Source organism: Candidimonas humi, from assembly GCF_019166065.1.
GTDB classification, from domain to species: domain Bacteria; phylum Pseudomonadota; class Gammaproteobacteria; order Burkholderiales; family Burkholderiaceae_B; genus Candidimonas; species Candidimonas humi.
The window spans coordinates 46633-72715 of the sequence record NZ_JAHTBN010000011.1 but is presented as its reverse complement, the minus strand read 5'-3'; the positions used below and the strand labels follow the sequence as shown (position 1 = coordinate 72715).

Sequence of the window (26083 nt, the reverse complement as noted above, 5' to 3'; positions counted from 1 at the left end):
CAGTATATAAATACTCTGCAGCTATGTGTAGTGGGCACGTTTGTGCCAGATTCGAGAGCTTGAAAGTTTCGGTATCCTTGCTTGCCAAAAAAATTCTAAAAATGCATAATTCATCAAATTAAATGCTATTTAAGAATACAAGACCATGGAAATCCGGCAACTCGAAGCCTTCGCCGCGGTACTGTCCACGGGCAGCGTGACCGCGGCCGGGCGCCTGCTCGACCGGTCCCAGCCTGTCATCAGCCGCCAGGTGCAGGAACTCGAGCATGAGCTCGGCTTCACGCTCTTCGAGCGTACGCGGCCGGCCGTCACGCTGACCGAACAAGGCCGCCAGTTCCATGAAGAAATGCAGCACGTGCTGGCCGGCCTGCAGCAGCTCGACCAGCGTTCGCGCGAGATCGCCCAGGGGCGGGGGCGCCCGCTGAAAATCGTTGCCACCTACGCGCTGGGCGCGGGGCTGCTGCCGGGCGCGCTGGCAGAGGCCGAATCGGCGGCGCGGGCCGGGGCCGCAGGGATGGCAGGGGCAGTCGGGGATACAGAAAGAAAAGATGCCACGCATGCCGCAGCGGCGTCCGGCTTCGGTGCAGCGCCCGGTTTCGTTTCCGGCCGCAAGATCCATGTCGACAGCCTGGCTCCGGAGCACGTGGCCAGGGCGGTTGCCACGGGGCAGGCGGCGCTGGGCCTGACCAGCCTGCCCATAGACTTGCGCCGCTGCCGGCTGCACTGGTCGGGCGAGGCGCCCTGCGTGCTGGCGCTGCCCGAATCGCATCCGCTGGCGGCGCGCCCCAGCGTGGCCATCGCGGAACTGCGCGACATGCCCGTCATCACCATGCCCAGCCGCAACCGCCTGCGCCATCGCCTGTCCACGGCCCTGTTCGGGCGCGGCGCAGCGCCGGTGCAGCGCCATATCGAAACCAATTCCACGCTCAATGCGCTGGCCCTGGTGCGCGCCGGCCTGGGCGTGGCGCTGGTCGAGCCGTTCACCGGCTACGGCATGCCGCTGCCCGGAGTGGTGCTGCGCCCCACGGACGCCGCCGTGCCCTTCGTCATGGGCGTCATCACGCATGAAGACCAGGCGCCGGACGCCGCCGTTGCGGCGCTCATCGAAACACTGCGCAACCAGGCCGAATCGCACATTCCCGGCTTCCGCCTGAACAGCGCGAGCCGCAACCGCGCGCTGCTGAACTCGCATTACGAATCCGCCATCGAGGACATCGCTCTCTTATGACCGCCAACCCCGTTTCCAATCTCCAGGCGCTCGAAGCGCGCCTGGCCCAGGATCTCTCCTGGCTCGAGCTGCCGGCCAAGCGCTGGGTGCCGCCCGCCGAATTCCATGGCCGTCCGGCGCTGGACGTGGCTATCATCGGCGGCGGCATGGCGGGCCTGGCGGCCGCCGTGGCGCTGAAGAACCTGGGCATCGGGGTCTGCAACTTCGACCAGGCGCCCAAGGGCTATGAAGGCCCCTGGGCCACCATCGCGCGCATGGAAACCCTGCGCTCGCCCAAGCAGCTCACGGGCCCCGCGCTGGGCCTGCCCGCGCTGACCTTCCGCGCCTGGTTCGAAGCGCAATTCGGCACGCAGGCCTGGGAAGAACTCGACAAGATTCCGCGCCTGCAATGGATGGACTACCTGCGCTGGTACCGGCGCGTGATGAACGTGGATATCCGCAACGAGCACCGCGTGCGCCAGATCCTGCCGCATGCGGACTATGTAGAGCTGCGCATCGATGCCCCCGAAGGCCCGCAGACCATATATGCGCGCCGCGTGGTGCTGGCCACCGGCCGCGCAGGCCTGGGCGGCGCCTATGTGCCGGCATTCATGCGCGATGTGCCGCGGCGCTACTGGGCGCATTCTTCCGACGACATGGACTACGGCCGCCTGCGCGGCTTGCGGGTGGGCGTGGTGGGCGCCGGCGCTTCGGCCATGGACAGCGCGGCCACCGCGCTGGAAAACGGCGCGGCCAGCGTCGACCTGCTGATACGCCGTGCCGACATCCCGCGCATCAACAAGGGCAAGGGCGCGGGCAGCCCGGGCTTCACCCATGGCTATGTCGCGCTGCCCGACGACTGGAAATGGCGCATCCGCCACTACATCAACGAACAGCAGGTGCCGCCTCCGCGCGGCAGCACGCTGCGCGTCTCGCGCCACGACAACGCCCGTTTCAACCTGGACAGCCCGGTACTGTCGGTACGGGAAGCCGACGGCCACCTGCAGGTGCGCACCCCTCGCAAGACCTTCGAGCTGGATTTCCTGATCCTGTCGACGGGTTTCATGATCGATCTGAACGGCCGGCCCGAATATGCCGCGATCGCGCCGCACATCCGCGTCTGGAGCGACCGCTACCAGCCGGCCGCCGGCCAGGAAGACGTGGAACTGATGAATTCCCCCGATGTGGGGCCCGCCTTCGAATTCCTGCCCAAGCCGGGGCACGACCTGCCGGGCCTGTCGCGTGTGCACTGTTTCTGCTATCCGGCCACCTTGGTCCATGGCCAGGTGTCGGGCGACATTCCCGCCATCAGCGATGGCGCCGAACGCCTGGGGCGCGGCATCGTCGGGCTGCTGTACCAGGAAAGCGTCCAGCAGCAGTACGAGACCATGCGGGCGTTCAGCGAGCCCGAGGTATACGGCGACGAATGGAAGGCCGCCTGACAGGGACGGGCCATCTACACCGGCATACGCGGATCAGGGGCCGGCGCGGCCCCGTTTGAAGTTTGAATAAAGAAGCTTGAATAAAGGAAGGAACATGGTGACTACGGAAAACCCACAGGCCGGCGCCGACGTGATCGACGGGATCGTCGGCCTGCAGCCGGGCACGGCGCTGCATGCGACGCGGCATGCGCGCGACAAGGTGGCGGTGGCCACGCAGAAAAGCTACGACTTGTTCTTCGGGCCCGAGCTCGGCGAGCTGTCCTTGCGGGACAGGCTGGCCGTGGCTTATTGCGCCTGCGTGCTGTCCAAGGCCGAGGCCCTGGGGGAGCATTATCGCCAGGCCCTGATCGCCCAGGAGGGCGGCGCCGCGCTGGCCGAAGCCTTGCAGGCCGGCCGCATCGATGCCATCGAACCGGCGCGGCTGCGCGCCATGCTGGTCTTTACCCGCAAGCTGATCGAAAAACCCGTCGAGGGCGACGCGGCCGCGCTCAAGGCGCTGCAGGCCGCCGGCATCGCCACGCCGGACATCGTGTCGCTGGCGCAGTTGGTGGCGTTCCTGTCGTACCAGTTGCGATCGGTCGCGGGCCTGCAGGCCATGCAGGCCGAAGAGCAGGGCGCCGCGACGAGCGCCGCTTCGGCAGCGGTGCCGCCCCAGGCGGATATTTCGCCCGTCGCGCCCCAGCGCGACGGCACCCCCGCCGGCAAGCCCGTCAAGAGCCATGGCTTCACCAACGAAACCCTGGAATGGAAGGCCTGGCTGGACGTGGTCGACCTGGATCGCGCCACCCCCGCGCAACTGGAAGTGCTGGAGATCAGCCATCCCAAGGCCAAGCAATCCGACTATTACCGTTTCCTGGCCCACCAGCCGGAAGTGCTCAAGCAGCGTTCCGAGGCCTATAACGCCATCATGTACGCGCCGGGCGGCCTGGCGCGGGCCGACCGCGAACTGGGCGCCCTGACGGTGTCGCGCATCAATGGCTGCGTCTATTGCGCCTCGGTGCACGCGCAGCGCTTCGAGCAACTGGCCAAGCGCAATGACACCGTGCAGCAGGTCTTCGACGATCCGCGCAGCGCCGGCACCACCGAGCGCGAGCGCGCCGTTGCGCACTTCGCCGTGCAGATGACCGAAAACCCGTCCGGCCTTGGGGCTCAGGCCATCCGGGCGCTGAAGGGCGTGGGCCTGAAAGATGCCGAGATCCTGGACCTGATCCACGCCGTGGCGATCTTCGGCTGGGCCAACCGCCTGATGCTGAACCTGGGCGAGCCGGTGTTCCCGGCGGCCTGACGAGGCGCAGGCCCGATAGCGCAAAACAAAGCCGGCGCTCCGAAAGGGGCGCTGGCTTTCTGCCGTCCGCGCGGGCCGCGGCCTGCGGCGTGCGCGGAGATGGCGGGCATTACTGGATCTGTATATGGGCCTCGGTCACGACCTTGTGCCACTTCTGCAGTTCCGCGGCCATGTGCTTGCTGAGGTCTTCGGGGGTGCCGCCCAGCGTGGAGGCGCCCATGGCGGCCAGCTTCTTCTTTACTTCCGGGTCTTTCAGGATTTCGTTGAGCGCCTTGTTGGTGCGCTCGATGATGTCCTTGGGCGTGCCCTTGGGGGCGAGCAGCGCGAACCAGGTGGAAGACAGCAGGTCGGGATAGCCCTGTTCGGCCATGGTGGGCACCTCGGGCAGCGAGGGCGAGCGCTGCGTGGACATCACGCCGATGGGACGCACCTTGTGGCCCTGGATCTGGCCGATGATGCCGGGGATCAACTGGAACATGCACTGGATCTGGCCGGAGATCAGGTCGGTGGTGCCCTGGCTGGGCGAATTGTAGGGCACATGGACCATCTTGGTGCCGGTCTCGCGCATGAAGAGTTCGCCCGCCAGGTGCATGGAGCTGCCGTTGCCGGTGGAGCCGAAGTTCACCTTGCCGGGATTGGCCTTGGCGTACTTGATGAAGTCGGCCAGGTTGTGGATGGGCAGTTCGTTGTTGACTACCAGGATGTTGGGCACGTCGGCCACCAGGCCGATGGGATCGAAGCTTTTCTGCGGGTCGTAGGGCAGCTTCTTGTACAGGCTGGGATTGACCGCCAGCGTGCCGGCCCAGGAGAACAGCAGCTTGCTGCCGTCGGGCGGCGCCGAGGCGGCCAGGCCCGCGCCGATGGAGCCATTGGCCCCGCCGTGGCTGTCGATGACGAAATTCCCGTGCAGCTTCTTGCCGAGCTGGTCGGCGATCAGGCGCGAGATGGTATCCGCGGTGCCGCCGCCCCCGGGCGCTGGCACGATGATGTACACGGGCTTGTGCGCCGATGGCCAGTCGCTGGCCTGGGCGCCGGAGGTATAGCCACAGGCCAGCGTCGCGGAAGCGAGCAGGCCGACGAAGGAACGACGCGTGATACGCATGATGGGATCCTGTTGTAGTTGGTTTGGTGTTTTACGGCTGAGCCGGCCTTTCAATTTATCATTCTGTGAGCTATGTAAGGGCCGTTTGATAGACGATAATTTCATATATATATGAAGCAATTCCCCTTGTCCATCAGAGCTATCGGCAACTTGCATCGCGGCATGCCGGCGGCGGCATTTTCCTTGCGCCCGACTACTATATGATAGGCACCAGACATCTCGCCGCTACGCATGCCGCGCGTTTCCGTGCCCAGGCATCTTTGCCGCACCCGGCGCAATGCCGCGCATGCGGCCGACCCAGGAAAACTGCATGAATCAAGACATTCCCGTGCTCACCGCCGCATTGCTGGCGCTGCTGGCCCTGCTCGTAGGGGCCGGCGTGGTAGCCCTGTACACGCGCCGCGCCCTGGCCGCCATGCGCGCACAACTGCTGCTGGCGCAGAGCTCGGCCTCCCAGCGCGACGAACAGCTTGCCGGCCTGCGTGCCGAACTGGAACAGGCGCGCGGCCGGTATGCCGAGCTCGACGGCGAGCGCCTGCGGATCGAGCGCCTGAGTGCCCGTTTCGAGACCGAGGCCGAGGGGCTGCGCCAGCGCCTGGACGAAACCCAGGCCAGCCTGGGCGCGCGGGAACAGGCCCTGCAGGCTGCTGGCGAGCGCGCCGCGGCGCTGGACAAGGAACTGGCCGAGTTGCGCGTCACGCACCAGGAAAAGCTCGCCGCGGTGGAAGACGGCCGCCGCTCGCTCGAGCAGGCGCGCCAGCAGCTCAAGACCGAATTCCAGAACCTGGCCAACCAGATCCTCGAAGAAAAAGGCCGCAGCTTCACGGCCAGCAGCCAACAGTCGCTGGACGCGCTGCTCAAGCCGTTTCGCGAGCAGATCCAGGGTTTCCAGCAGCGCGTCAACCAGGTGCACGACGAGGCGGTGCGGGGCAATGCCTCGCTGGGCGCGCAGATCCGGCAGGTGCTGGACATAGGCGTGCGCATGAGCACCGAGGCCAATACCCTGGCCAGCGCCCTGAAGGGCGACAAGAAGACCGCCGGCAACTGGGGCGAGATCCAGCTCGAGAACGCCTTGCAGCAGGCCGGCCTGGTCGAGGGCGACCACTACGAGGCGCAGCCTCGCTTCCAGGACCACGAGGGCCACGCACGCCAGCCCGATTTCATCGTCAAGCTGCCGGACCGCAAGCATATGGTGCTGGACAGCAAGGTGTCGCTGGTCGACTACGACCGCGCCATTGCCGCCGAAACCGAGCCTGAGCGCCAGGCCGCCCTCGAGGCCCACGTCAAGGCGGTGCGCAATCACATAGACGATCTCGGCAAGAAGGACTACAGCAACCTGATCGGCATGCGCAGCCCCAGCTTCGTGCTGATGTTCATGCCCATCGAACCCGCCTATATAGAAGCCCTGAAGCACAACAAAGAACTGTTCAACTACGGCTACCAGCGGAACGTCATCATGGTGTCCTACACCACGCTGATGCCCATCCTCAAGACCGTGGCGAATCTGTGGATGGTGGCGCGCAGCAACGAGCAGGCGCAAGAACTCAGCGGCCGCGCCGGCGAGATCTACAACCAGGTGGCCCTGGTGGCCGAGCGTCTCAAGCGCCTGGGCGCCACCCTGGGCACGGCCAGCCAGCACTACAACGACACCGTCACCGCGGTGGCCGGCCAGCAGGGCCTGTACGGCAAGGTCGTCCGGTTCGGCGAGCTCTCGGCCAAGGCGAACAAGGCCCTGCCGCAGCTCGAGCCCATGCATCGCGACTACGAGGCCGAGCGCCTGGATCTGGTGGTGGGCGAGCAGCCCGCCATTGCGCGCGACAAGAATTCCTAGGCCGCGCCGCGGGTCGCCGCGCTTTGCATGAATGCGCTGTTTGTCTGGCTGGCGGGCTTGAATCGGGGTGGGTGCGCATGGGTGCAACCATGCGGCCCAAGCAAGCAGGATACTAGGCCTGGTCGCCCAGGAAGATGCGGGCCAGGCCAGCGGTAATGGCTTCCTTGATCTGCAGCGTGCGCTGGGAAATGTGCTTGCGCATGCGCGCTTGCGCCGCTTCGAGATCCTTGCCGCGCAGCGCGGCGAGGATTTCCGCATGCTCGGCCTGGGTCTTGCCGCGCCCGATCTGTTCCATGCTGATCCAGCGTACGAAGCGGATGCGCGCGTTCAGTTCGTCGAGCATGCGCCGCAGCTCGCTGTTTCCCGACAGCTCGGCCAGCATGTCGTGGAATTGTTCGTCGAGCGCGACCAGGTCCAGCACGGGGCAGTCTTGCGGCGTTTCGCGGCTGCGGGCCAGGAACGCCTCGACCTCGTCCAGTTGCGCGGGCGTCGCGCGCTGCGCGGCCAGCCTGAGGCACTCGACTTCTATGGCCTCGCGCGCCTCGTATAGATCCAGGGTCTCTTTCAGGTTGAGCGAGCGGCGCACGTAGCCGCGTCCCGACTCTTCCAGGAAGCCGTCGCGGGCCAGCAGGTTCAGCGCATCGCGGATCGGCGTGCGGCTGACTTCCAGCTTCTCGGCCAGGGCGACCTCGTTGAGTCTTTCGCCGGGCTTGATGTCGTACAGGATCACCATTTCCCTGAGTTTTTCGTAAACCTGGGACGAGGTGCTGCGGCTGCGGCCGCTTGCGCGGCCGGCCGGGGCCGGGGTCGGGGCAGTCATTTCAACCCATCCACTGGCTGACGGGGGCGGCCGCATCCTGCAGGGGCTGGGCGATGATGTCCAGCAGCGCGGGGCCGCCATGGTCGAGCGCCGCCTTCAGGGCCGCGTCCAGTTGCGCCGGGTCTTCCACCCGCCAGGACTTGACTCCGTAGGCCTGAGCCACCAGTGCATGATCGGTGCGATTGAAGTCTACCGAGAAATAGCGCTGGTCGTAGCCGGCTTTCTGGCTGGCCTTGATCCAGCCGTACACGCTATTGGAAATCACGATCATCAGCAGCGGCACCTTGTAGCGGGTGATGGTTTCCAGTTCGCCCACCGTGAAGCCGAAGCTGCCGTCGCCCATGATGGCCGCCACCCGCGTGCCGGGGCGGCCTATGCTCGCGCCCACGCCCGCCGACATGGCGAAACCCAGCGCGCCGTGGGCCCGGTTGGTGATGAAATGCCGGCCCGGCTGCGATTGATTGAAGTAGGCCGAGAAATAAGGGCAGGGCGTGCCCGGATCGGCGACCACGATGGCGTCCGGCGGCAGCAGCCGGTTGAGCGCGTCCACGATCCGCTCGGGCCGGATCGGCGCGTCGGCGCAGTGCGCCAGCGGCTCGAACGCCGCCAGCTTCGCTTGCCTGGCGCGTGCCGCGGCCTGGTAGCCGTCGGCCGCATCGGCCGGACGATGGCTGATGCGCGCCTGGACCTCGTGGTTCAGCGCCCGCAGCGCCAGCAGCGCATCGCCCACCATGCCGACCTCGGTGCGGTAATTGGCGCCGACCACCATGGGATCCGAGTCGATGTGCAGTATGGTGGTGTCGGCGGAGGGGAAGCGCCACTGCTCGGTCGTGGTCGAGCCGGCCCGGCAGCCGATGAACAGCACCAGGTCCGCGCCCGACACCACGTCGCGCGTCGCCATGACCCCGCCGTTCGAACCCACCACCCCCGCATTCGCCGGATGGGTGTCGGCCAGGCTGCCCTGGCCGCTGACAGTGGTGCACACCGCGGCGCGCAGCATCCCGGCCAGGTCGGCGAGCTCCGCGCAGGCACCGGCGATGACCACCCCGCCCCCGCATATGATTACCGGCGCCCGCGACGCCACCAGCCTGTCCGCGGCGCGTTCCACCTCGGCGGGGTCGGGGGCCGCGCGCATGGCCGGGAAACGCCCGTGCTCGGGCTGGGCCCACAGGTCCTTGGCATCGACCTCGTGTTTTTGCACGTCATAAGGCAGGCACATATGCGCCGTGCCCGGACGGCCCGTGGTCATTGCGCGAAACGCCGTGCGCATCGCCCCGGGGATCTGGTCGGCGCGGTCTATGGTGGTGTTCCATTTGGTCAGGGGCCGGTACAGGCTTTGCTGGTCCAGCTCGGTCAGCGGATACTTGCCGCGGGCCCCCACGGACACGTCCGAGGTGATGCCCAGCACCGCGATGGAAGACTCATTCGCTTCCACCAGGCCCGGCAGCAGGTAGGTCGCGCCGCCGCCGCTGGGCCCTTCGCAGACCCCGACCTTGCCCGTGACCCGCGCGTAGCCGTCGGCCATATAGGCCGCGCTGCGCTCGTCGCGGGTCAGGATATGGCTCATGCCGTGGTCGAGCCGGGCCAGTGCGTCGTAGAACGGCAGGCTGGTATCGCCGCATAGCCCGAATATGTGCTTGACGCCGTTCAGCTCGAGCATGCGCACGACTGCTTCTGCGCCGGTCAACTTCGCCATGGTGTGTTCCTTGTCTGTCGCGCCGGCCTTGCGTGGCCTGGCCGGGGTTGTTGTAAACATCAATGTATACAACGATACATGCAAAAAACAAATCCCGACAGGAATGCGGGCTCGGGGATAACCCGCAGTTGCGAAGGCCGCCGCTGGCTCTTGCGCTTCAGACGTGTTGCGGGCAGAAAGGCGCGGCGCGCATGATCTTCACTTCCTGGGCTACGAAGGTGCCGCGGTTGATGCGCTTGAATTCGTGCCAGGCGGGGTCGGCGTCCAGCGCCGCGCGGCGCCGCTCGCGGTCGGCCATATCGTCGTAGACCCAGATGTGCAGCACCTGGTTCAGCGGCCCGATCTCGCTGACGAAAAACCCCAGCAGGCGGCCCAGGTGCTGCATCTGCAGCGGCAGGGCAAATTGTTCGTAGCGGGCCAGATAGCTTTCCATCTGGCCATGGGCGACGGTGTAGGTGCGGTGTTCGAAGATCATGAGTTGCGCGTGTCGGTGGGGGCGGGGCGCCGGCCTGCCGGATTGCCGGCCGTGACAGTCCGGGGGGTTGGATGGCCGGTTCAGGCCGGCGGGGTCAGCACCTTGCCGGTGGCGAAGTAGGCTTGCAGGTTGTCCAGTACCAGTTGTTCCATGGCGTTGCGGGTTTCGCGCGTGGTGGCCGCGACATGAGGCAGCACCACGACGTTGTCGCGGCCGAGCAGGCCTTCGTGAACCTGGGGTTCATGTTCGTAGACGTCCAGGCCCGCGCCGCCGATCTGTTCTTGGGCGATGGCCTGCGCCAGCGCCTGCTCGTCGACCACGCTGCCGCGTGCGATATTGATCAGGAAGCCCTGCGGCCCCAGCGCGCGCAGCACGGGGGCGTTGATCAGGTGGCGGGTCTCGGCGCCGCCGCGGCAGGCCACGACCAGGAAGTCGGCCCAGCGCGCCAGTTCGATCAGGCCGGGTTCGTAGCCATAGGGCGCCTCGGGTTGCGGCTTGCGGCCGTGATAGCGCACCGGCATGTCGAAGCCCGAGGCGCGCCGGGCGATGGCCGCGCCGATGCGGCCCAGGCCGACGATGCCCAGGTGCTTGCCGCTGACGCGGGTCGCCAGGGGAAACGGGCCGGCGGGCCAGCGGCCCTGCTGCACATGGCGGTCGGCGGCCACCAGCCCGCGGGCGCTGGCCAGGATCAGGCCGAACGCGCAGTCGGCCACGCAATCGTTGAGCACGTCGGGCGTGGTACTGACCTGCACGCCATGCCGCGCGGCGGCTTGCAGGTCGAGGCCCTCGAAGCCTACGCCGAAGCAGGCGACCACCCCTTTGCCCAGCGATTCGAAAATATCGGCCGTGCATCCATGGCGCGACATGGTGACCGCGCCGTCGAAGCTGCCTGCCGTGCGCGCCAGGAAGGCGCTGCGGTCGGGCTCTTGCCAGAGCGGATGCACTTGGTAGCGCTGCTGCAGCGCCGTTTCAAGCCCGGCGGGCAATGGGCCTATCTGCAGCAGGCGGCGTGCGGTGGCTGGCGTGGTCGGCATGGTCATCAGTTCAGTTGGTGTGGATGCCCATTTTCTTGAGCCAGGGCAGCCATCGATCGAAATCGCTCGCCAGCATGGCCTTGAAGGGCGCGGCTCCCATCGGGTCGGTGAAGCCCGCGGCGGCCAGTTTGGCGGCAACGTCCGGTTGATGCACGACCTTGGCCAGGGCATCTTCGATCTTCTTGCGCGTCGCGGCCGGGGTGCCCGCGGGCGCGAGCACGCCGTACCAGTTGCTCATCTGCAGCCCGGGCATGCCGGCTTCGACCGCGTCGGGGATGTCGGGCAGCAGCGAAGACCGTTTGGTGTCATAGATGACCAGGCCCTTGATGCGGCCCTGCTTGATGTAGGGCAGCAGCACCGGTACGTCGGCATTGACCAGGTCTACCTGCCCGCCCATCAGCGCCACCAGCGCCGGCGCCGCGCCGCGATACGGGATATGCACTAGCGGCACATGCGCCGCATGGCGGAAGAGTTCGGCGCCGATCTGCATGGTGCCGCCCACGCCCGTGGAGCCGTAATTCAGCCCCTTGGGCGTCGCCTTGGCCTTGGCGACCAGTTCGGCCAGCGTGTTCACGCCCAGCGAGGGGCGCACCGCCAGCATGGTCTGTACCTTGCCCAGCAGATAAATGGGGTCGAAGGCCGTGCGCGGGTTGTAGGGCAGGTTGGGCGTGGTGCCGGCCGTGATCACCAGGCTGGAAGTCGTCAGCAGCAGGGTGTTGCCGTCGGCCGGCGCCTTGGCCGCGAGCGCATCGCCGATGACGCCGCCGGCGCCGCCGCGGTTATCGACAATCACGTTCTTGCCCAGCGCGTCGCTAAGGCCAGGCGCGATGATGCGGGCGATCTGGTCGGTGGGGCCGCCGGCCGAAAAAGGCACGATCAGCTTGACGGTTTCGGCGGCGTGCGCGGCGGGGCCGATGGCCAGGGCCGCGCAGGCGCCCAGCAGGGAGCGCAGGATGAGTTTATGCATGATGAGTGGTCTCCGTCCTTGTTTTGTAGTGTGGCCGTCGATGCCAGGCCGAGGGGGCGCGCATCGCGGCCGGGTTCTTCAGCCGCCGTAGCGCGGTTCGGGCAGGCCCCGCACGCCGACCTGCAGCGCCAGCAGCGCGCCGGCCAGGGGCTCGCGGGCCTGCTGTTCCGCGGAAAAGCGTTGTGAATGGCTGGTGATGTACAGGGTGTCGAGTCCGGGGCCGCCGAACGCGGGGCAGGTGGGGTTGGTCACCGGCAACTGGATGACGCGATCCACGCGGCCGTCCGGCGCCAGGCGCACCAGGTGGCCGGTGGCCACCATGCAGTTCCAGACGTAGCCTTCGGCGTCTACCGTCGCGCCGTCCGGGCGTCCGGCCTGGTGGGTCCAGTCCTTGAAGACGCGCCGGTTGCTGATGGCGCCGTCGTCGATGTCGTAGTCGAACACCCAGATCACTTGGTTGTGGGTGTCGGCGAAATACATGTGGCGATCGTCCGGGCTCCAGGAAATGGCATTGGGCAGGACGAAGCCGTCGAGCATGGCGCGGCAGCCGTGGTCGGGGTCGAGACGGTACAGCGTGCCCAGGGGTTCGCGCTTCGTGTCGTGCATGCTGCCGACCCAGAACCTGCCGCGCCGGTCGCACTTGCCGTCGTTCAGGCGCATGCCGGGCTTGCCTTCTTCGGGGTGGGCAATGCGCAGCGCCGGCTCGCCGCTGGCGGGATCGTACAGATAGATGCCCGAGCCCGTAGCCAGCACGAAACCGCCAGCCTCGCGCAGGGCGATGGACCCCACGGTGTCCAGGCCGGGGTAGAGGCGCTGCGCGGCATGCCGGCCGCTTGCGGGTTCATAGTGCTGCAGGGCGGGGCGGCGCACGTCCACCCACCACAGGCGCTGGCTGCGTTCGCACCACAAAGGCACTTCGCCGAGGATGTCGGCGCTGTGCGCGACAGTATCGATGGAGACGTGGGTTTCTATCTGCATGTCGGGTCTTCCCGGGGCTGTCGATGACGGTAGGGGTGTTCGATCGGCTTGCTACTTGTAGCGGGTCGCCGCGAGGGTGGCAAGGTCGACGCCGGAGGCGATGTCCGTCTTCTGGCGGCGGTCGCCGGAGTCGATTTTCTCGGCCTCGGCCAGCACGGCTTCGGCGTGGGCGTAAGGCACGAATACGATGCCGGCCTCGTCGGCGGCGACCAGGTCGCCCGCGTCCACCGATATGCCGGCGATGCGCACCCGGCCGTTGATTTCCACGGTTTGCAGGCGCCACTTGCCGGTAATGGGCGTGACCCCGCGCGACCAGATGGGGAAGCCCAGCCCGCGCGAGGCGTCCGGGTCGCGGAACGAGCCGTCTATGACGGCCCCGGCGCAGCCGCTGCGGTGCGCCAGGGTGGCGGACTGGCCGCCCATATTGGAAATGCCCGCCAGGCCTTCGATGACCACGACGTCGCCGGGCTCGGACAGGTTGTAGGCTTCATGTTCGCCCATGCGGCCCTTGCCCGAGGCGGCGGCGTGCATGGGGGTTTCGCTGCGCTCGACATTGCGCACGGTGACGGCCTGGCCAACCATGCGCTTGCCCGGCAGCGTGGGCGCCAGTACGCAAGCCGGGATGGCGCCGCACAGGCCGAGATTGTCCATGGCGTCCGACAGGGCGCCGGTCAGGTCGTCTATGCGGGCATAGCGCTGCAATAGTTCCGGCTGCAGCCGCGGCAAATCCATGCGGCGTATGGCCTCCGGCGGCACTCGGCCCGTGAGTTTTTTATTGGTCATGGCTTACCTGGAACACAGGATAGATATTGCGGTGGTTGTAAGAAAGAGAATAATATCCCATTATATAGGTAATGTAAATTATCCTGATAAATGGGATTATCCATTAGAATTAGAAAAAGAACGCCCAGCCGTGCATGGGTTCCCGATGTGCGGATCCGCGCATGACCCTATACAATTCCCAGGGTAGCCACAAAACAGCCGTCCATGACACCAGCTCCCAGAGAGTCTTCTTCCACCCTCAGCCGAGCGCTGGACATCCTCGGGATGTTTTCCATCGCCGTGCCGCTGGTGGCCGTCGAAGACATCATGGCGCACATGGGCTACACGCGTTCCACCGCCTACCGCTATATCAAGGAATTGTGCGATGCCGGCCTGGTGGCGCCCGCCTCGACGGGCACCTACAGCCTGGGCCCGCGCATCGTCGAACTCGAGCGCCTGATGGAACTCACCGATCCGCTCTATCGCGCGGGGCGCAAGGTGCTGGACGGCGAGCGTTCGGAAAGCAGCGCGCTGCTGCTGCACAATCTCTACGACGACAAGGTCCTGTGCATCTACAAGGTCGGGCCGGACGTGCTGCAGCACGGCAGCCAGCACATGACCATACGGCGCGCGCGCGGCATACCTTTTTCGTTGTTCCAGGGCGCGGCGTCGCTGGCCATGCTGCCCTACCTCTCGGCGCACCGCATCCGCCAGACCTACCTGCGCTCGGCCAAGGATATCGAGGCTGCGGGGCTGGGCGCGAGCTGGGACGAATTCCGCCAAAAGATGGCGGCGATACGCCGCACGGGCTTTGCCACCAGCCGCGGCCAGATCACGCCCTTCGTGATGGGCGTGGGCGTGCCGATATTGCTGCCCGAAGAAAAACGCCTCATCGGCAGCCTGGCGCGGGCCTTTCCGGCGGCAGCCATGCCCGAAGAGCGCGAGGCCGAATGCGCCGCGAACTTGCACGTGCTGGCCGCGCGCATCGCGGACGAATACGCCGCGGTGGCGCATCGCTGAACCGCCGCGCAGGCCCGGACTACAATAAATTCGCGGCCGCGGCGCCCCGGCACGACCGCCTCATTTCTTTCCGGGCGTTTCCCGAGGAAACAGCCATGCAGCGCATACTCGTATTGGGTGCCGGCTTCGCCGGCTTATGGAGCGCCCTGGGCGCGGCCCGCGAACTGGACGAACTGGGGGCGGCCGCGCGGGCCGAGGTCATGGTCGTCAATGCCACCGGCTATCACTCCATACGCGTGCGCAACTATGAAGCCGACCTCGACGTGACCCGCGTGCCTCTTGGCGAAGTGCTGGACCCGGCGGGCGTGCGCTGGATCGTCGGCGCCGTGCAGGACATCGACACTGCTGCCCGCGAGGTCGAAGTGCAAGAGAATGGCGCGCGGCGCAAACTGCGGTACGACCGCCTGGTGCTGGCCTTGGGCAGCCGCCTCGTGCACCCGCCCATACCGGGGCTGGCCGATTACGCCTTCGACGTGGATACATACGAAGGCGCCCGGCGCCTGGAACGGCACCTGGCCGGGCTGGCCGAGCGTGCCGATGAACCCGGCGCCTGGACGGTGCTGGTGGTCGGGGCGGGCCTGACGGGCATAGAACTGGCCTGCGAACTGCCGGGCCGCCTGCGCAAGATCGCCGGCGCGGCCCACGCCGACAAAGTGCGGGTGCTGCTGGCCGATCGCAGCGCCGTGATCGCCCAGGCCATGGGCGGCGCCCAGCCTGTCATCGCGCAGGCGCTGGGCGCGCTGGGGGTGGAAACATTGCCGGGCACCAGCGTGCTCGAGGCCGATGCCCAGGGCGTGCGGCTTACCGACGGCCGCCGCATCGAGGCCGCGACGCTGGCTTGGTGCGGCGGCATGCGGGCGCATCCCCTGATGGAAAAAATCCCTGCGCCGCGCGATGCGCTGGGCCGCGTACAGGTGGATGAATTCATGCGCGTGCAAGGCGTGCCCGGCGTGTTCGCGGCCGGCGACTGCGCCCATGCGCTGGTCGACGGCGCGCACGAGTCCGTGATGTCTTGCCAGCACGGCCGGCCCATGGGCCGCTATGCGGGGCACAATGCGGCGGCAGACCTGATGGGGGCGCCGCTGCTGCCCTTGCGCATCGATTGGTACACCACGATATTGGACCTGGGCCCGTGGGGCGCGGTGTACACCGAAGGCTGGGACCGCAAGCTGGCCGACCAGGGCCAGTCGGCCAAGCGCACCAAACGGCTCATCAACGGCCAGCGCATCTATCCGCCGCGCAACGGCAACCGCGCCGATATCTATGCCGCGGCCGCGCCCGTCATCCAGGCGCCGCCGCCCATGCTGGCCGGCAGCGCCGAAGTCGCGGATGCGTAGACGCCATAACGCGTGGTGTGCTGCCTTGGTGTCGACAGGCCCTAGTCTGTTCCGGTGGCAACGGGCATGCCGGGCTTGCGGCACCATTGGCTCCACGATCCCGGATAAAGGGCCGCGCCCGCAATGCCCGCGACTTCCATGGCGAGCAGGTTGTGGCATGCGGTCACGCCCGAGCCGCATTGGCTGACGACCTCGTCGGCGGCGCGCCCTTGCATCAGGGCGGAAAACTCCGCCACTAATTGCTTGGGTTCTTTGAACAGGCCGTCGGCAGTCAGATTGTCCTTGAAGTGGCGGTTGTGCGCCCCGGGGATGTGGCCCCCGACGGGGTCTATTGTTTCGTTCTCGCCTCGATAGCGGTCGGGGCTGCGGGCGTCGATGACCAGGCGTGCTTTCGAGCCGATATTCTCCAGCACTTGCTCGTGGCTTACGACCGTCGTCAATGGCGGCTTGGCCTGCAACCGGCCTTGGGGCCGGGCCGGCGGCGGGTTGGCGCTGGTGCCATGGCCGCCCGCCCGCCATGCCTGCAGGCCACCGTCCAGCACCTGTACCTTGCCGTGGCCTATCCATCGCAGCAGCCACCAGAGCCTTGCGGCGAACATGCCGTCGCCGGCGTCGTAGGCAACGATCAGGGTGGAGTCATTGGCTCCGATGCCTCGCATGGTTCGCGCAAAAGTTTCGCGGTCCGGCAATGGATGGCGCCCCTGGTCCGGTGCGCCCAGATCGCTCAGGTCCGTGTTCAGGTCCATATAGTGCGCGCCCGGAATGTGGCCGTGCTCGTAGCTCTGGCGGCCTGCCTGGGGCTTGGCCAATTCGAAGCGGCAGTCGCAAACAAGCATGTCGGATTGCGGGCCGGCCAGTTGCCGGGCCAGCTCGGCGACGCTGATCAAGGGAGGAAGGTTCATGGCGTTTTCAGTGCGAGAAGTCATGGGAGGTTTATTCATGCGGCGATGTCATGCTGCATCTTCCATCCAGCCGCTGGACTTTTGTATGGCCAGCGTGCGGTCGATACTGGCCCCAGTCTGGCCGAGATAGTTGATCGGGTCGGTGTAGTCCGTGATTTCCGCGTCGGACAGCACCTCCACGATTTTCGGGTGCTTGCTGATGGCGGTCTTGAAATCCAGCTTGTTTTCGATGCCATGCATCGATGCCTCGTAGATCCATTCGTGAGCGTGGTCTTTCCCGATCTTTTTCCCCAATTCCAGCATGACGCGCTCGGACAGCAGATATCCGCCCATCTTGTTCAGGTTCGCCGCCATGGCATCGGCGTCGACCCGCAGGCCCGCAAACAGATTCCGGGACTGCAGCAGCAGGGCGCCGGCAATCAGGCAGCATTCGGGCAGGGCCTTCCATTCGGTCTTCCAGGCGATGCCGTCTCGTTCATGTTCCTGTAGCATGGCTTCGGTCATCATGGCGGCGTTGTAGCGCAGCGCCCGGGACAGCCCCGCTATGTTTTCGGAAGAGGTGGGGTTGCGCTTGTGCGGCATGGTGGACGAACCCAGCTTGCCCTCGGAAAAGCCTTCTTCCACTTCGGAAAATTCATTGCGCTGCAGATTGCGCAGCTCGTTTCCTATCTTGGACAGTGTCGCGCCCAGCATGCCCAGCACATTGGCATATTCGGCAAAGCGGTCGCGCGCCGGGCCCCAACTGATGTTCGGCACACCCAGGCCGAGGGCCTCGCAGGTCCGCTCTTCGAGGAGCCGGGCGTGCTCGCCCAGAGACGCCTGCGTGCCCACCGCGCCCACCAGCATGCCGACGAACAGGCGCGGCTCGACTTGCCGCATGCGTTCATGGTGGCGTGCAAGTTCATCCAGCCAGATGGCGCATTTATGGCCGAAAGTGATGGGAAGCGCTTGCACCCCGTGAGTGCGCCCCACCATGGGGGTGTCGCGATATTTTTCCGCCAGCCTGGCCAGTTCCTTGCCGCAGGCCTTCAGGTCGCGTAAAAACACGGCATGCGCTTCTTTCAGTTGCAGGACGGTGCCGGTGTCGAGCACGTCCTGGGTGGTCGGCCCGTAATGCACCCATTGGCCATGACTGCCGCAATGTGCGATCAATTGCTTGAGCATCGGAACCAGGGAATGCTTGATGCGCCGCATCTCCGCAGCCATGAGGGGGATATCGATTTTCTCGACGCGGGCGTTCGCCGCAATCGCATCGGCGGCGTCTTGCGGAATGATGCCCAGGGACGCTTGCGCTTGCGCCACAGCGGTTTCAAAGTCGAGCCATTTCTGGACTTTGTTTTCTTCCGAAAAAATTTGCCGCAGCTCGTCTGTGCTCCAGAGATGCTGCATCGTTATCGAGTCAAAGACAGAAGACGTCATGTGTGATTCCTCGTGGGCCTTTATCAGGAGTTGCGCAGGGGCAGCAAGCGGCCTGGGTTGAACAGATTTTCCGGATCCAGGGCAGCCTTGATCCGGTACATGGCCGATATCGCTACCGGGTCTTTGTAGTGCATGAAAATTTCCTGCTTCTGGCGGCCGATTCCATGCTCGGCCGAAATAGAACCTTGCATATGCGCTGCCGTCTCGTGCACCAGGTCGTGGATTGCATCGGCCTGGGCGAGAAAGCTTTCCTTGGCCATCCCGGGAGGCATGCTCTGGTTGAAATGCAGGTTGCCGTCGCCGACGTGCCCGAAGGTGATGCACTGGATGCCGGGCACGATGGCGCTCATCTTCGGGACCGTGGCGTCGATGAAATCCGCGATGCGGGGGATAGGCACGGAAATATCGTGCTTGAGCGATGGCCCTTCCTTGCGTTGGGCTTCGGGGATGCTCGCGCGTATCTGCCACATGGTTTGGGACTGGCGCTCGGACGAAGCCACGGCGGCGTCCAGAATCAGCCCTTGCTCCATGCTTTCGGCCAGTGCCAGTTGGAATTCTTCCTGCAGCGGATATCGAACGGATGTGTCGGATACGTCCACCAGCAGTATCCATGGCCTGGATCCGGGCAGAGGCTCCTGCAAATCCGGAAAATGCCTGAGCACCAGGTCCACCGTGGCCCTGGCCATGATCTCGAATGCCGTGATGCGATCGCCCAGGACATCGCGCAGGCGCGCCAGCAGCGCCACCGCCTGGCGCGCATCTTGTACGGCGATCCAGGCCGTGGCTTGCTGGCGCAGCAAAGGGTAGAGCTTCAGCGTCGCGGCCGTGATCACGCCCAGCGTGCCTTCGCCGCCTATGAATAAATGCTTGAGGTCGTAGCCCGAATTGTCCTTGCGCAGGGGGGAAAGGCCGTTCAGTATGCTGCCGTCGGCCAATACGACTTCCAGGCCCAGCGCCTGCTCGCGCGTATTGCCGTAGCGTATGACCTGGTCGCCGCCGGCATTGGTCGACAGATTGCCGCCTATGGTCGCGCTGCCTTCGGAACCCAAGGTCAGGGGGAACATCCGGCCATGGGCTGTTGCGGCTTCTTGTACACTTTGCAGGATGCAGCCCGATTCAACTGTTATGGTGTTGTCCAGCGGGTTGACTTGCCGAATTCGTCTCATGCGTTCGAGGCTCAGCACGACTTCCTGCCCCGAATCATCCGGGGTCGAGCCTCCGACCAGCCCGGTATTGCCGCCTTGGGGAATGATGGGCGTACGTGCATGGGCACAAGCCTTGATTACCGCGCTGACCTCGGCCGTAGTCCGGGGCCGGACGACTGCGAGCGCGCGGCCGGGGAAATTGCCCCGGTGTTCCAGGTTATAGGCGGCTGTGTCGGCTGTGCTTGTAAGTATGCCGCCGGGGCCGACAATGGTTTCCAGGCTCGTGAATAAGTCATCGGATCGCATGGTGGTGTGCGGGAAAGTCGCGAAAGAGGTTGAACCGCAATAATTTTATTTAATGAAATACGTTTCTTTGAATAAAATATAAGGTAGCGTGTCGCCATGTGGGTGTCAAGGGAAATTGACGCCAATGGCCTGGATGGTCGAACCGAAAATGGAGTAACAAGCCTATGCCCAAAGCCGCGCCAGCGCCCAATCCGCCTTCCGGGGTATTAGCTCGCGGACTGGTAATCCTCGAATGCTTCTCTGAGCAGAATTTGCACCTGCATTTGCGCGAGCTGGCGGCAATGACGGGCCTGGACAAGGCGACTCTTTCCAGGCTGCTGAACACTTTTGTCGAGTATGGCTATGTGCAGCGCGGCCTCGACGGACGGTATGCTCCGGGGCACAAATTCTTGCGCCTGGGGGCGCTGTATCGCACGACTTTCGACCTGGGCCAGCGCGTGCAGCCGGTGCTGCGCAAGATCATGGAACAGACCCAGGAGAGCGTGGCGTTTTATATCCGCGAGGGCGATCAGCGCGTATGCCTGTATCGGGAAAATGTCTCCCGCGACGTCCGCTATGTCTTCGAGGTAGGCACGCGCGTTCCTTTGTCCGAGGGAGGCTCGGCGTCCCATGTGTTGCGTGCCTACACGGATCGCAGCAGCCCGATCACGGATGACGTGCTGGCGAAGGGCTATGCGATTACGCGCGCCGAAAGATCGCCCGAACTTACCTCTGTGTCGGTGCCGATTTCCGAGCACGATGGCGCCTTGCTGGGCGCCATACAGATCACCGGCATCCTGAACCGGCAGACCACGGAAGAACAAGTACAAGCCGCGGGCATCGCGGTCAGCTTGCTGGAAGAACACGGGTTTTCATCGCGCCCTCGTACTGCTGCCTGAGCCGGCTCATCGTCCGCCGGCTGGCGGATAGCCGCCGCACCGCTGCGGCTGGTGGATTTATGTCCAGGTAAGGCGGATCGGCCTGCCTGCCGGATTTCCGGGCGCCCAAATTTCCCGAGCACTGCTGCTTCCGATTGCATTCGGAGAAAACTTGTGTCATAGTAAATTCATTAAATGAAATAAATTTCATTAAATAAAATATCACTATGGCAACTCGGGAAAGCGCGCTGTGTGGATATCTTGCTTCGCTGGAGCAAGGAGAATTCTCTGCAAGGACACGGCATCGCGTTGCCCTGGCGTTGCTGGACTGGTTCACTGCCGGCTGGTCCGGCGCCGCGATGAAGGGGGCCGAGCGCTTGCGGGGCTTGTCCCGGATGCTGTTTCCGGGCGATGCGTCCGCGCCGGTCTTTGGCGCGGACCTGTGGCTGACGCCGCTGGGCGCGGCGTTCTGCAATGCAGGGATCGCGCATTTGCGCGAAATAGACGACGCGCATCGTACGGCGATGCTGCATCCGGGGATTGTCGCAATTTCCCCGGTATTGGCCATGGCCGGCACTGTGCGCATGACCCGGCGCCGCTTCACGGCTGCCATCGCGGCGGGATACGAGATGGCGATCAGGGCCGGGGAGGCCCTGGGTGCCGAGCACTCCACGAAATTCCACGCCACCGCCACCGCGGGAACCCTGGGCGCCGCGGCAGCGTCCGCCGTGGCGCTGGGCTCGAATGCCGAAACGCTGCATGATGCCCTGGGCATAGCCGCAACGCAGGCGGCCGGCCTATGGCAATTCATGGACGACGGCGCCCAGGATTCCAAGGTATTGCATCCGGCCATGGCGGTTCGCAACGGCATGACTGCCGCATACGCGGCGCAGTCGGGGTATCCGGGGGCGCGCGCATTCATGACGGGCCCCAGGGGCATGCACGCATTGCTGCACGGCAATGGCCCGCTCCAGCGGCTCGACGAAGACCTGGGGCTGGATGAACTGATAAATACCACGACCAGCAAGCCCTGGCCCGCATGCGCACAGTTGTTCACGCCCATAGGCGCCACCGCCGCATTGATCGAACGCCATGCGATCGATCCGGCGCATATCGCATCGGTAGTCGTATCCATATTCCCGCAGGCCTTGCGTATCGCCTGCGTGGACTGGCCGAGCAAGCCGTCCGAGACTTGCTTTTCGGCACGCTATTGCGTGGCGATCCTGCTCTTGACTCGGCAACTGGGCATAAAAGAAGTCGAGGCGCCCGATTTCAATCGCAGCGGCTTGAACGAGCTGGCGGCGCGCATAAGCGTGCATGCCGAGCCGAAATATGCCTCCGCCTATCCGCAGCGTCGCCCCTGCACGGTAATCATCACCATGAAGAATGGGCAAGTGCTGACCGCAACTCAGGAAATCCGCCGAGGCGACCCGGAAGATCCGCTGGATTGGGATCAGATGGTGGCAAGAATGCAAAGCTTCGCGCCCACGCTGACGGAGCAGCGGGCTCGAGAGATCGCATCCTGGTGCTCGGAGCAGGCGCTTGCGGATGATGCGCGAGAACTCGTGCCGCCACCCGCCTTTGTATATCGATAGCAACCCCCGATCGTGGCGCCTTTAATCCGGCTTCCACTGAATTTCGCAAAAAAGGAGAGTGCAGTGCATTACTGGAGACATATGCCGAGATTCCTGAAAATAGCGTTATTGTCAGCCCTGGTTTTCAGCGCGGGGCCGGCGATGGCGGCAAATTATCCGAGCCGGCCCATCAGGCTGGTGGTCGGCTTTCCTCCGGGCGGAGGCGGCGACTTGTATGGGCGTCTGCTCGCACAAGGCCTGAGCAAGCGCCTGAACAACCCGGTAATCGTCGAGAACAAGCCGGGGGCGGGCGGGAACATCGCCGCCGAGGCCGTGGCCCGCAGCGCGCCGGACGGATATACCTTGTTATTGGCCATGAGCGGCAATGTCGCGGTTGCGCCCGTCGTGCGCGGCGCGAAGCTGCCTTATAAATCGCCCGGCGATTTCGCGATGATAGGGATGGCGGTAGAGGCCCCCTATGGCCTGTTCGTGGCAGCCAAGTCTCCGCTCAAGAGCGGCAAGCAGTTTTTCGACGATACCAAGCACAAAGAGATCACTGTAGGGTCCACATCGCCAAGCAGCGCCGCGCATATGGTGATGGAGATGGTGAAATTCAAATCCAAGGCGAAGATGCTCTACGTCCCGTATAGCGGGTCGGGGCCTGCCGTCACGGATCTGATCGGCGGCCAGATCGAGGGCTTCTTCGTCACGGCGCCGCCGCTGGTCGGGCAGGTCAAGGGCGGCATCCTGCGCTTGTTGGCGATTACCGGCGACAAGCGCTCGCCTGTAATACCCGATGTGCCGACGTTCAAAGAGCTGGGCGTGCCGGTGAATGTGACGCAATGGTATGGGTTGGTAGCTCCCAAAGGCACCCCTGCCGAAATCCTGGACAAGCTCTCCAGGACTCTTTCCGAGGTCTTGAAAGAGCCCAAGGTGCGCAAAGTCATACAACAGGACGGAGCCGCTGTCGCCGACATACCCAGGCAGCGTTTCGCGGCATACGTGGACAACGATATCGCCGGCTATCGCAATGACATCGACCCCGGGATCCTGGCCTCGCTGGCACACTGAGCGCGTCCGTGCGAGGGCTTGTTGATCGGACTGCTTGATCATGCTCTCGCATGGGTTTCCCGATTTCCGGCTTTCCGGATCCGGCACGGATGCCGCGTGGATTCCGTCGTGACCGTAAATCGCACGGAATGTATGGCGCATAGCTTGTCCGCGGCCTGGAAAGACGCATCGGGTTTGGTTTTCTGACTGTTTTCTAGGTGGCGGCTCATTCGCCGCCAATTAACTACTCTCTCACTACTCTCTGGAATGGAAGCCGTATCATGCTGAATAATTGGGTCGCCCAAATGGAAAACACGCGTGCCGCAGCCGCACCCTTGGCCAAGAACAATCCCAAGCTTCTGGCTGCTTTTCAAGGCCTGAATGCGGCCCAGACCGAAAACGGGGCGCTCGATGCCAAGACGCGCGAATTGATCGCGCTGGCCGTCGCGGTCACTACCCGATGCGACAGTTGCATTGCCGCCCATGCCAATGCCGCCCGCAAGGCCGGCGTGACGGAAGCCGAATTGGGCGATGCCCTGAGCACGGCCATTGCCTTGAATGCCGGCGCGGCATATGTGTATTCCTTGCGCGCCATGGAAGCCCACGGGCAGTTTTCGCAAGCCTGACGGGGCCCCGATTCACTGCGCCATCTTCGGCACGTACTCGTATTCCTGCGTGTTCAGGTACGACAGGCGATATTCCACCGGCTGGTGGTGATAGGAAAACGCGGTGCGATGGATCTGCAGCAGGGCGGTGCCGGGCTGCACTTGCAGCAAGTCGGCGAGGCGCTGGTCGGCGACGCAGGCGCGCACGCGCTCTTCGATGTGGATGACATTCAGCCCGAAGGCGGTCTGGTACAGGCTGTAGATGGTGCTGGGGCGAGTGCGCAGCTGGGCTTCGCTCAGCCCGGCGAACAGCGCCTCGGGCACGGTGATCTCGTCGACCTCCACCGGGGCGCCGTGCAGGCTGAGCAGGTTGGTGTAGGTGAAAACCTTGGCGCTGTGGGCGATGCCGAGCTTGTCGCAGACTTGCTTGTCGGCGCGGGTCTTGGCGAACCGTTCCAGGGTGATGGCCGGTTCGGTGCGCTCGCCGTCGTGCCTGATCACATTGAAGAAGTGAAACAGGTGGTGGTCGCGGCTGTGCATCGCGACGAAGGTGCCGCGGCCCTGGTGGCGGATCAGGATGTTTTCCGCGGCCAGTTCGTCGATAGCCTTGCGCAGCGTGCCTATGGATACCTTGAAACGCTGGCTTAGCTGCTTTTCGGCGGGAATGACTTCGCCGGGTTTCCATTCGCCCGCCGAGAGCCCGGCGAGCATCTGGCGCTTGACCTGCTTGTATAGAGTCAGGCCGACACTCGGGGGGGCTGCGGATTCACGCATGGTCGATGCAGTCTTGTCGTTGTAATTCATGATGGTCGGGCCGCTATTTTAGCGGCGGCAAATCGGGCGCCGGCCGGTTGCGTGATTATAGGCAATAATGCTCGATTGATACACATCATATAGTTGACATCAATATTTCCAACACCTATGATGGGTCGCATATCATCGTCTGCATGCTATATGGTGGATGCCGTGCGGCATTCGCCGCTTCTGGTTCTTCGAATTCTTTGTCCATGAGTCGTCCAGGTCGGGGGCGTGTCGGGGTGAGCATACATCCCGGCGCATACCGGGCCTGATGGCCCGGCCCGCAATGCCGGACGGGTTGTAAGCGGGGCGCGCAATGCGCCTTTCTGAAAATCAAAAAGGAGACAACATTGAAATTCAAGAAAACCGGATGGCCCGCCTGGGCCGCGGCGGCGCTGCTTGCCGCCACCAGCGTCGGTGCGTCGGCGGAAATCAAGGTAGTGCACGTCGCCCAGCAATATGGCATTGCCTATCTGCCGCTCATGATCATGCAGGACCAGCACCTGCTCCAGAAACAGGCCAAGGCCGAAGGGCTGGGCGATATCGAAGTGAAATGGGCCAAGTTCGCCGGCGGCAATGTCATGAACGATGCCATTTTGTCGGGCGACCTGCAGTTCGCGTCGGGCGGCGTGGGGCCGTTCGTCACGCTATGGGCCAAGACCCGCGGCAATATGGACGTCAAGGCCGTCTGTGCCATGGATTCCATGCCGCTGCTGTTGACCACGCGCAACCCTGCCGTGAAGACCATCAAGGACTTCACCGACAAGGACCGCATTGCCCTGCCGGCGGTCAAGGTGTCGATCCAGGCCATTACGCTGCAAATGGCTGCCGAGCAGGCTTTCGGCAAGGGCCAGGAAGGGCGCCTGGACAAGCTTACGGTGACGCAGTCGCACCCCGACGGCATGGCCGCCATGCTTTCGGGCAAGGGGGCGATAGACGCCCACTTCACCTCGCCACCATACCAGTATATGGAGCTTGCCCGGCCCGGCATCCATACGGTGCTGAATTCCTACGACGTCACGGGCGGCCCGCACACCTTCAATGTCATCTGGACCTCGTCCAAGTTCGCCAAGGAAAACCCCAAGACCTACGACGCCTTCCTCAAGGCCTTCGAGCACGCCATCGACTACATCAACCAGGACAAGAAGCGCGCAGCCGAACTGTACGTGCGCTTCAACAAATCGAAGGAGCCGGTCAGTTTCTTCGAGAAAATCCTCAACGACCCGCAAGTCAAGTTCACCACGACGCCCCAGAACACGATGAAGTATGTCGACTTCATGTACCGGACAGGCCGTATCAAGGTCAAGCCTGCCTCATGGAGCGACATGTTCTTCCCCAATATGAAGGGCGCCAACGGCAGTTGATCGCAAGGCCGCACGGGCAAGGCCGGGCCTGGGGCGGCGCGCCGCTCGCCGCCCGGCCTGCGGCGAATCCCCAAGGCCTATGTACTCCGCTGCTCTATGCGCCGCCC

23 protein-coding genes are annotated in these 26083 nt (G+C 64.7%); 11 read left to right on the top strand and 12 right to left on the bottom strand.

The features are described from left to right. The first annotated feature begins 145 nt into the window (after window positions 1-145). The 3 genes from KVP10_RS18585 (at window position 146) to KVP10_RS18575 (ending at window position 3934) form a co-directional block, all read left to right on the top strand. Entirely contained in the window at window positions 146-1228 is a 1083-nt protein-coding gene (locus tag KVP10_RS18585; protein ID WP_217966231.1) for a LysR family transcriptional regulator, read from the top strand. After that, window positions 1225-2649, top strand: a complete 1425-nt coding sequence (locus KVP10_RS18580; protein WP_217966230.1) for an NAD(P)-binding domain-containing protein — start codon at window positions 1225-1227, stop codon at window positions 2647-2649. Before KVP10_RS18585 ends, KVP10_RS18580 begins: the two co-directional genes overlap by 4 nt. A gap of 94 nt (window positions 2650-2743) precedes the next feature. Continuing rightward, the gene (locus KVP10_RS18575; RefSeq protein ID WP_217966229.1) at window positions 2744-3934 is read left to right on the top strand and encodes a CMD domain-containing protein; all 1191 of its coding nucleotides are present in this window, start codon (window positions 2744-2746) and stop codon (window positions 3932-3934) included. A gap of 109 nt (window positions 3935-4043) precedes the next feature. On the opposite strand, the gene KVP10_RS18570 is transcribed toward KVP10_RS18575, so the two are convergent. Beyond that, entirely contained in the window at window positions 4044-5036 is a 993-nt protein-coding gene (locus tag KVP10_RS18570) for a Bug family tripartite tricarboxylate transporter substrate binding protein (RefSeq protein WP_217966228.1), read from the bottom strand. 310 nt (window positions 5037-5346) lie between these two features. Between KVP10_RS18570 and KVP10_RS18565 the strand changes: the two genes are divergently transcribed. Next, on the top strand, window positions 5347-6867 hold the full coding sequence (locus KVP10_RS18565) for a DNA recombination protein RmuC (RefSeq protein ID WP_217966227.1): 1521 nt from the start codon (window positions 5347-5349) through the stop codon (window positions 6865-6867). A gap of 112 nt (window positions 6868-6979) precedes the next feature. Here KVP10_RS18565 and KVP10_RS18560 read toward each other — a convergent pair whose 3' ends face one another. From KVP10_RS18560 to KVP10_RS18530, 7 genes are all read right to left on the bottom strand, one after another. Beyond that, window positions 6980-7687, bottom strand: a complete 708-nt coding sequence (locus KVP10_RS18560; RefSeq protein ID WP_217966226.1) for a GntR family transcriptional regulator — start codon at window positions 7685-7687, stop codon at window positions 6980-6982. 1 nt (window position 7688) lies between these two features. After that, window positions 7689-9383 carry a thiamine pyrophosphate-binding protein gene (locus KVP10_RS18555; protein WP_217966225.1) on the bottom strand — a complete coding sequence of 565 codons (1695 nt, stop codon included), beginning with the start codon at window positions 9381-9383 and terminating at the stop codon, window positions 7689-7691. 157 nt (window positions 9384-9540) lie between these two features. Beyond that, window positions 9541-9858 (bottom strand): NIPSNAP family protein, encoded by a 318-nt coding sequence (locus KVP10_RS18550; RefSeq protein WP_217966224.1) that lies wholly within the window; start codon window positions 9856-9858, stop codon window positions 9541-9543. A gap of 80 nt (window positions 9859-9938) precedes the next feature. Beyond that, window positions 9939-10892 (bottom strand): 2-hydroxyacid dehydrogenase, encoded by a 954-nt coding sequence (locus KVP10_RS18545; RefSeq protein WP_217966223.1) that lies wholly within the window; start codon window positions 10890-10892, stop codon window positions 9939-9941. Between the two features lie 10 nt (window positions 10893-10902). Then, window positions 10903-11859, bottom strand: coding sequence for a Bug family tripartite tricarboxylate transporter substrate binding protein (locus tag KVP10_RS18540; protein WP_217966222.1), 957 nt, complete (start codon window positions 11857-11859; stop codon window positions 10903-10905). A gap of 78 nt (window positions 11860-11937) precedes the next feature. Continuing rightward, a complete protein-coding gene (locus KVP10_RS18535) occupies window positions 11938-12837 on the bottom strand; it encodes an SMP-30/gluconolactonase/LRE family protein (RefSeq protein ID WP_217966221.1) in 900 nt (299 codons plus the stop codon). A 51-nt stretch (window positions 12838-12888) separates the two neighbouring features. Further along, window positions 12889-13620, bottom strand: a complete 732-nt coding sequence (locus KVP10_RS18530) for an RraA family protein (protein WP_217966220.1) — start codon at window positions 13618-13620, stop codon at window positions 12889-12891. A 204-nt stretch (window positions 13621-13824) separates the two neighbouring features. Between KVP10_RS18530 and KVP10_RS18525 the strand changes: the two genes are divergently transcribed. Both KVP10_RS18525 and KVP10_RS18520 read left to right on the top strand, forming a co-directional pair. Beyond that, window positions 13825-14619 (top strand): IclR family transcriptional regulator, encoded by a 795-nt coding sequence (locus tag KVP10_RS18525; RefSeq protein WP_217966219.1) that lies wholly within the window; start codon window positions 13825-13827, stop codon window positions 14617-14619. 95 nt (window positions 14620-14714) lie between these two features. Further along, a complete protein-coding gene (locus KVP10_RS18520) occupies window positions 14715-15956 on the top strand; it encodes an NAD(P)/FAD-dependent oxidoreductase (protein ID WP_217966218.1) in 1242 nt (413 codons plus the stop codon). Window positions 15957-15997: 41 nt separating this feature from the next. Here the strand turns inward: KVP10_RS18520 and KVP10_RS18515 are convergent, their stop codons facing one another. The 3 genes from KVP10_RS18515 to KVP10_RS18505 are packed head-to-tail and all read right to left on the bottom strand — an operon-like array spanning window position 15998 to window position 19728. Further along, on the bottom strand, window positions 15998-16882 hold the full coding sequence (locus tag KVP10_RS18515) for a sulfurtransferase (protein WP_246600834.1): 885 nt from the start codon (window positions 16880-16882) through the stop codon (window positions 15998-16000). Window positions 16883-16906: 24 nt separating this feature from the next. Further along, window positions 16907-18277, bottom strand: a complete 1371-nt coding sequence (gene purB, locus KVP10_RS18510) for an adenylosuccinate lyase (protein WP_217966217.1) — start codon at window positions 18275-18277, stop codon at window positions 16907-16909. Window positions 18278-18300: 23 nt separating this feature from the next. Then, complete coding sequence (locus KVP10_RS18505) at window positions 18301-19728, bottom strand: FAD-binding oxidoreductase (protein ID WP_217966216.1); 1428 nt, start codon at window positions 19726-19728, stop codon at window positions 18301-18303. 164 nt (window positions 19729-19892) lie between these two features. Between KVP10_RS18505 and KVP10_RS18500 the strand changes: the two genes are divergently transcribed. From KVP10_RS18500 to KVP10_RS18485, 4 genes are all read left to right on the top strand, one after another. Next, window positions 19893-20606: an IclR family transcriptional regulator gene (locus KVP10_RS18500; protein WP_217966215.1), complete on the top strand. Its 714-nt coding sequence runs from the start codon at window positions 19893-19895 to the stop codon at window positions 20604-20606. 206 nt (window positions 20607-20812) lie between these two features. Beyond that, window positions 20813-22180 (top strand): MmgE/PrpD family protein, encoded by a 1368-nt coding sequence (locus tag KVP10_RS18495; protein WP_217966214.1) that lies wholly within the window; start codon window positions 20813-20815, stop codon window positions 22178-22180. Between the two features lie 141 nt (window positions 22181-22321). Then, entirely contained in the window at window positions 22322-23230 is a 909-nt protein-coding gene (locus tag KVP10_RS18490; protein ID WP_246600830.1) for a Bug family tripartite tricarboxylate transporter substrate binding protein, read from the top strand. Window positions 23231-23490: 260 nt separating this feature from the next. After that, window positions 23491-23835: a carboxymuconolactone decarboxylase family protein gene (locus KVP10_RS18485; RefSeq protein ID WP_217966212.1), complete on the top strand. Its 345-nt coding sequence runs from the start codon at window positions 23491-23493 to the stop codon at window positions 23833-23835. A 12-nt stretch (window positions 23836-23847) separates the two neighbouring features. Here the strand turns inward: KVP10_RS18485 and KVP10_RS18480 are convergent, their stop codons facing one another. After that, window positions 23848-24618: a GntR family transcriptional regulator gene (locus KVP10_RS18480; RefSeq protein ID WP_217966211.1), complete on the bottom strand. Its 771-nt coding sequence runs from the start codon at window positions 24616-24618 to the stop codon at window positions 23848-23850. 344 nt (window positions 24619-24962) lie between these two features. On the opposite strand from KVP10_RS18480, the gene KVP10_RS18475 reads away from it, so the two are divergent. Then, a complete protein-coding gene (locus tag KVP10_RS18475) occupies window positions 24963-25976 on the top strand; it encodes an ABC transporter substrate-binding protein (protein ID WP_217966210.1) in 1014 nt (337 codons plus the stop codon). The last annotated feature ends 107 nt before the right edge of the window (window positions 25977-26083 follow it).

Excerpts from the sequence above, each read along its gene's own strand:
- KVP10_RS18535 (WP_217966221.1), bottom strand. The coding sequence starts at position 12,837 with ATGCAGATAGAAACCCACGTCTCCATCGATACTGTCGCGCACAGCGCC.
- KVP10_RS18575 (WP_217966229.1), top strand. The coding sequence starts at position 2,744 with ATGGTGACTACGGAAAACCCACAGGCCGGCGCCGACGTGATCGACGGG.
- KVP10_RS18580 (WP_217966230.1), top strand. The coding sequence starts at position 1,225 with ATGACCGCCAACCCCGTTTCCAATCTCCAGGCGCTCGAAGCGCGCCTG.
- KVP10_RS18505 (WP_217966216.1), bottom strand. The coding sequence starts at position 19,728 with ATGCGATCCGATGACTTATTCACGAGCCTGGAAACCATTGTCGGCCCC.
- KVP10_RS18490 (WP_246600830.1), top strand. The coding sequence starts at position 22,322 with ATGGCGGCAAATTATCCGAGCCGGCCCATCAGGCTGGTGGTCGGCTTT.
- purB (WP_217966217.1), bottom strand. The coding sequence starts at position 18,277 with ATGACGTCTTCTGTCTTTGACTCGATAACGATGCAGCATCTCTGGAGC.
- KVP10_RS18585 (WP_217966231.1), top strand. The coding sequence starts at position 146 with ATGGAAATCCGGCAACTCGAAGCCTTCGCCGCGGTACTGTCCACGGGC.
- KVP10_RS18545 (WP_217966223.1), bottom strand. The coding sequence starts at position 10,892 with ATGCCGACCACGCCAGCCACCGCACGCCGCCTGCTGCAGATAGGCCCA.
- KVP10_RS18565 (WP_217966227.1), top strand. The coding sequence starts at position 5,347 with ATGAATCAAGACATTCCCGTGCTCACCGCCGCATTGCTGGCGCTGCTG.
- KVP10_RS18530 (WP_217966220.1), bottom strand. The coding sequence starts at position 13,620 with ATGACCAATAAAAAACTCACGGGCCGAGTGCCGCCGGAGGCCATACGC.
- KVP10_RS18485 (WP_217966212.1), top strand. The coding sequence starts at position 23,491 with ATGCTGAATAATTGGGTCGCCCAAATGGAAAACACGCGTGCCGCAGCC.
- KVP10_RS18500 (WP_217966215.1), top strand. The coding sequence starts at position 19,893 with ATGCCCAAAGCCGCGCCAGCGCCCAATCCGCCTTCCGGGGTATTAGCT.
- KVP10_RS18560 (WP_217966226.1), bottom strand. The coding sequence starts at position 7,687 with ATGACTGCCCCGACCCCGGCCCCGGCCGGCCGCGCAAGCGGCCGCAGC.
- KVP10_RS18540 (WP_217966222.1), bottom strand. The coding sequence starts at position 11,859 with ATGCATAAACTCATCCTGCGCTCCCTGCTGGGCGCCTGCGCGGCCCTG.
- KVP10_RS18555 (WP_217966225.1), bottom strand. The coding sequence starts at position 9,383 with ATGGCGAAGTTGACCGGCGCAGAAGCAGTCGTGCGCATGCTCGAGCTG.
- KVP10_RS18520 (WP_217966218.1), top strand. The coding sequence starts at position 14,715 with ATGCAGCGCATACTCGTATTGGGTGCCGGCTTCGCCGGCTTATGGAGC.
- KVP10_RS18495 (WP_217966214.1), top strand. The coding sequence starts at position 20,813 with ATGGCAACTCGGGAAAGCGCGCTGTGTGGATATCTTGCTTCGCTGGAG.
- KVP10_RS18570 (WP_217966228.1), bottom strand. The coding sequence starts at position 5,036 with ATGCGTATCACGCGTCGTTCCTTCGTCGGCCTGCTCGCTTCCGCGACG.
- KVP10_RS18525 (WP_217966219.1), top strand. The coding sequence starts at position 13,825 with ATGACACCAGCTCCCAGAGAGTCTTCTTCCACCCTCAGCCGAGCGCTG.
- KVP10_RS18480 (WP_217966211.1), bottom strand. The coding sequence starts at position 24,618 with ATGAATTACAACGACAAGACTGCATCGACCATGCGTGAATCCGCAGCC.
- KVP10_RS18550 (WP_217966224.1), bottom strand. The coding sequence starts at position 9,858 with ATGATCTTCGAACACCGCACCTACACCGTCGCCCATGGCCAGATGGAA.
- KVP10_RS18515 (WP_246600834.1), bottom strand. The coding sequence starts at position 16,882 with ATGACTTCTCGCACTGAAAACGCCATGAACCTTCCTCCCTTGATCAGC.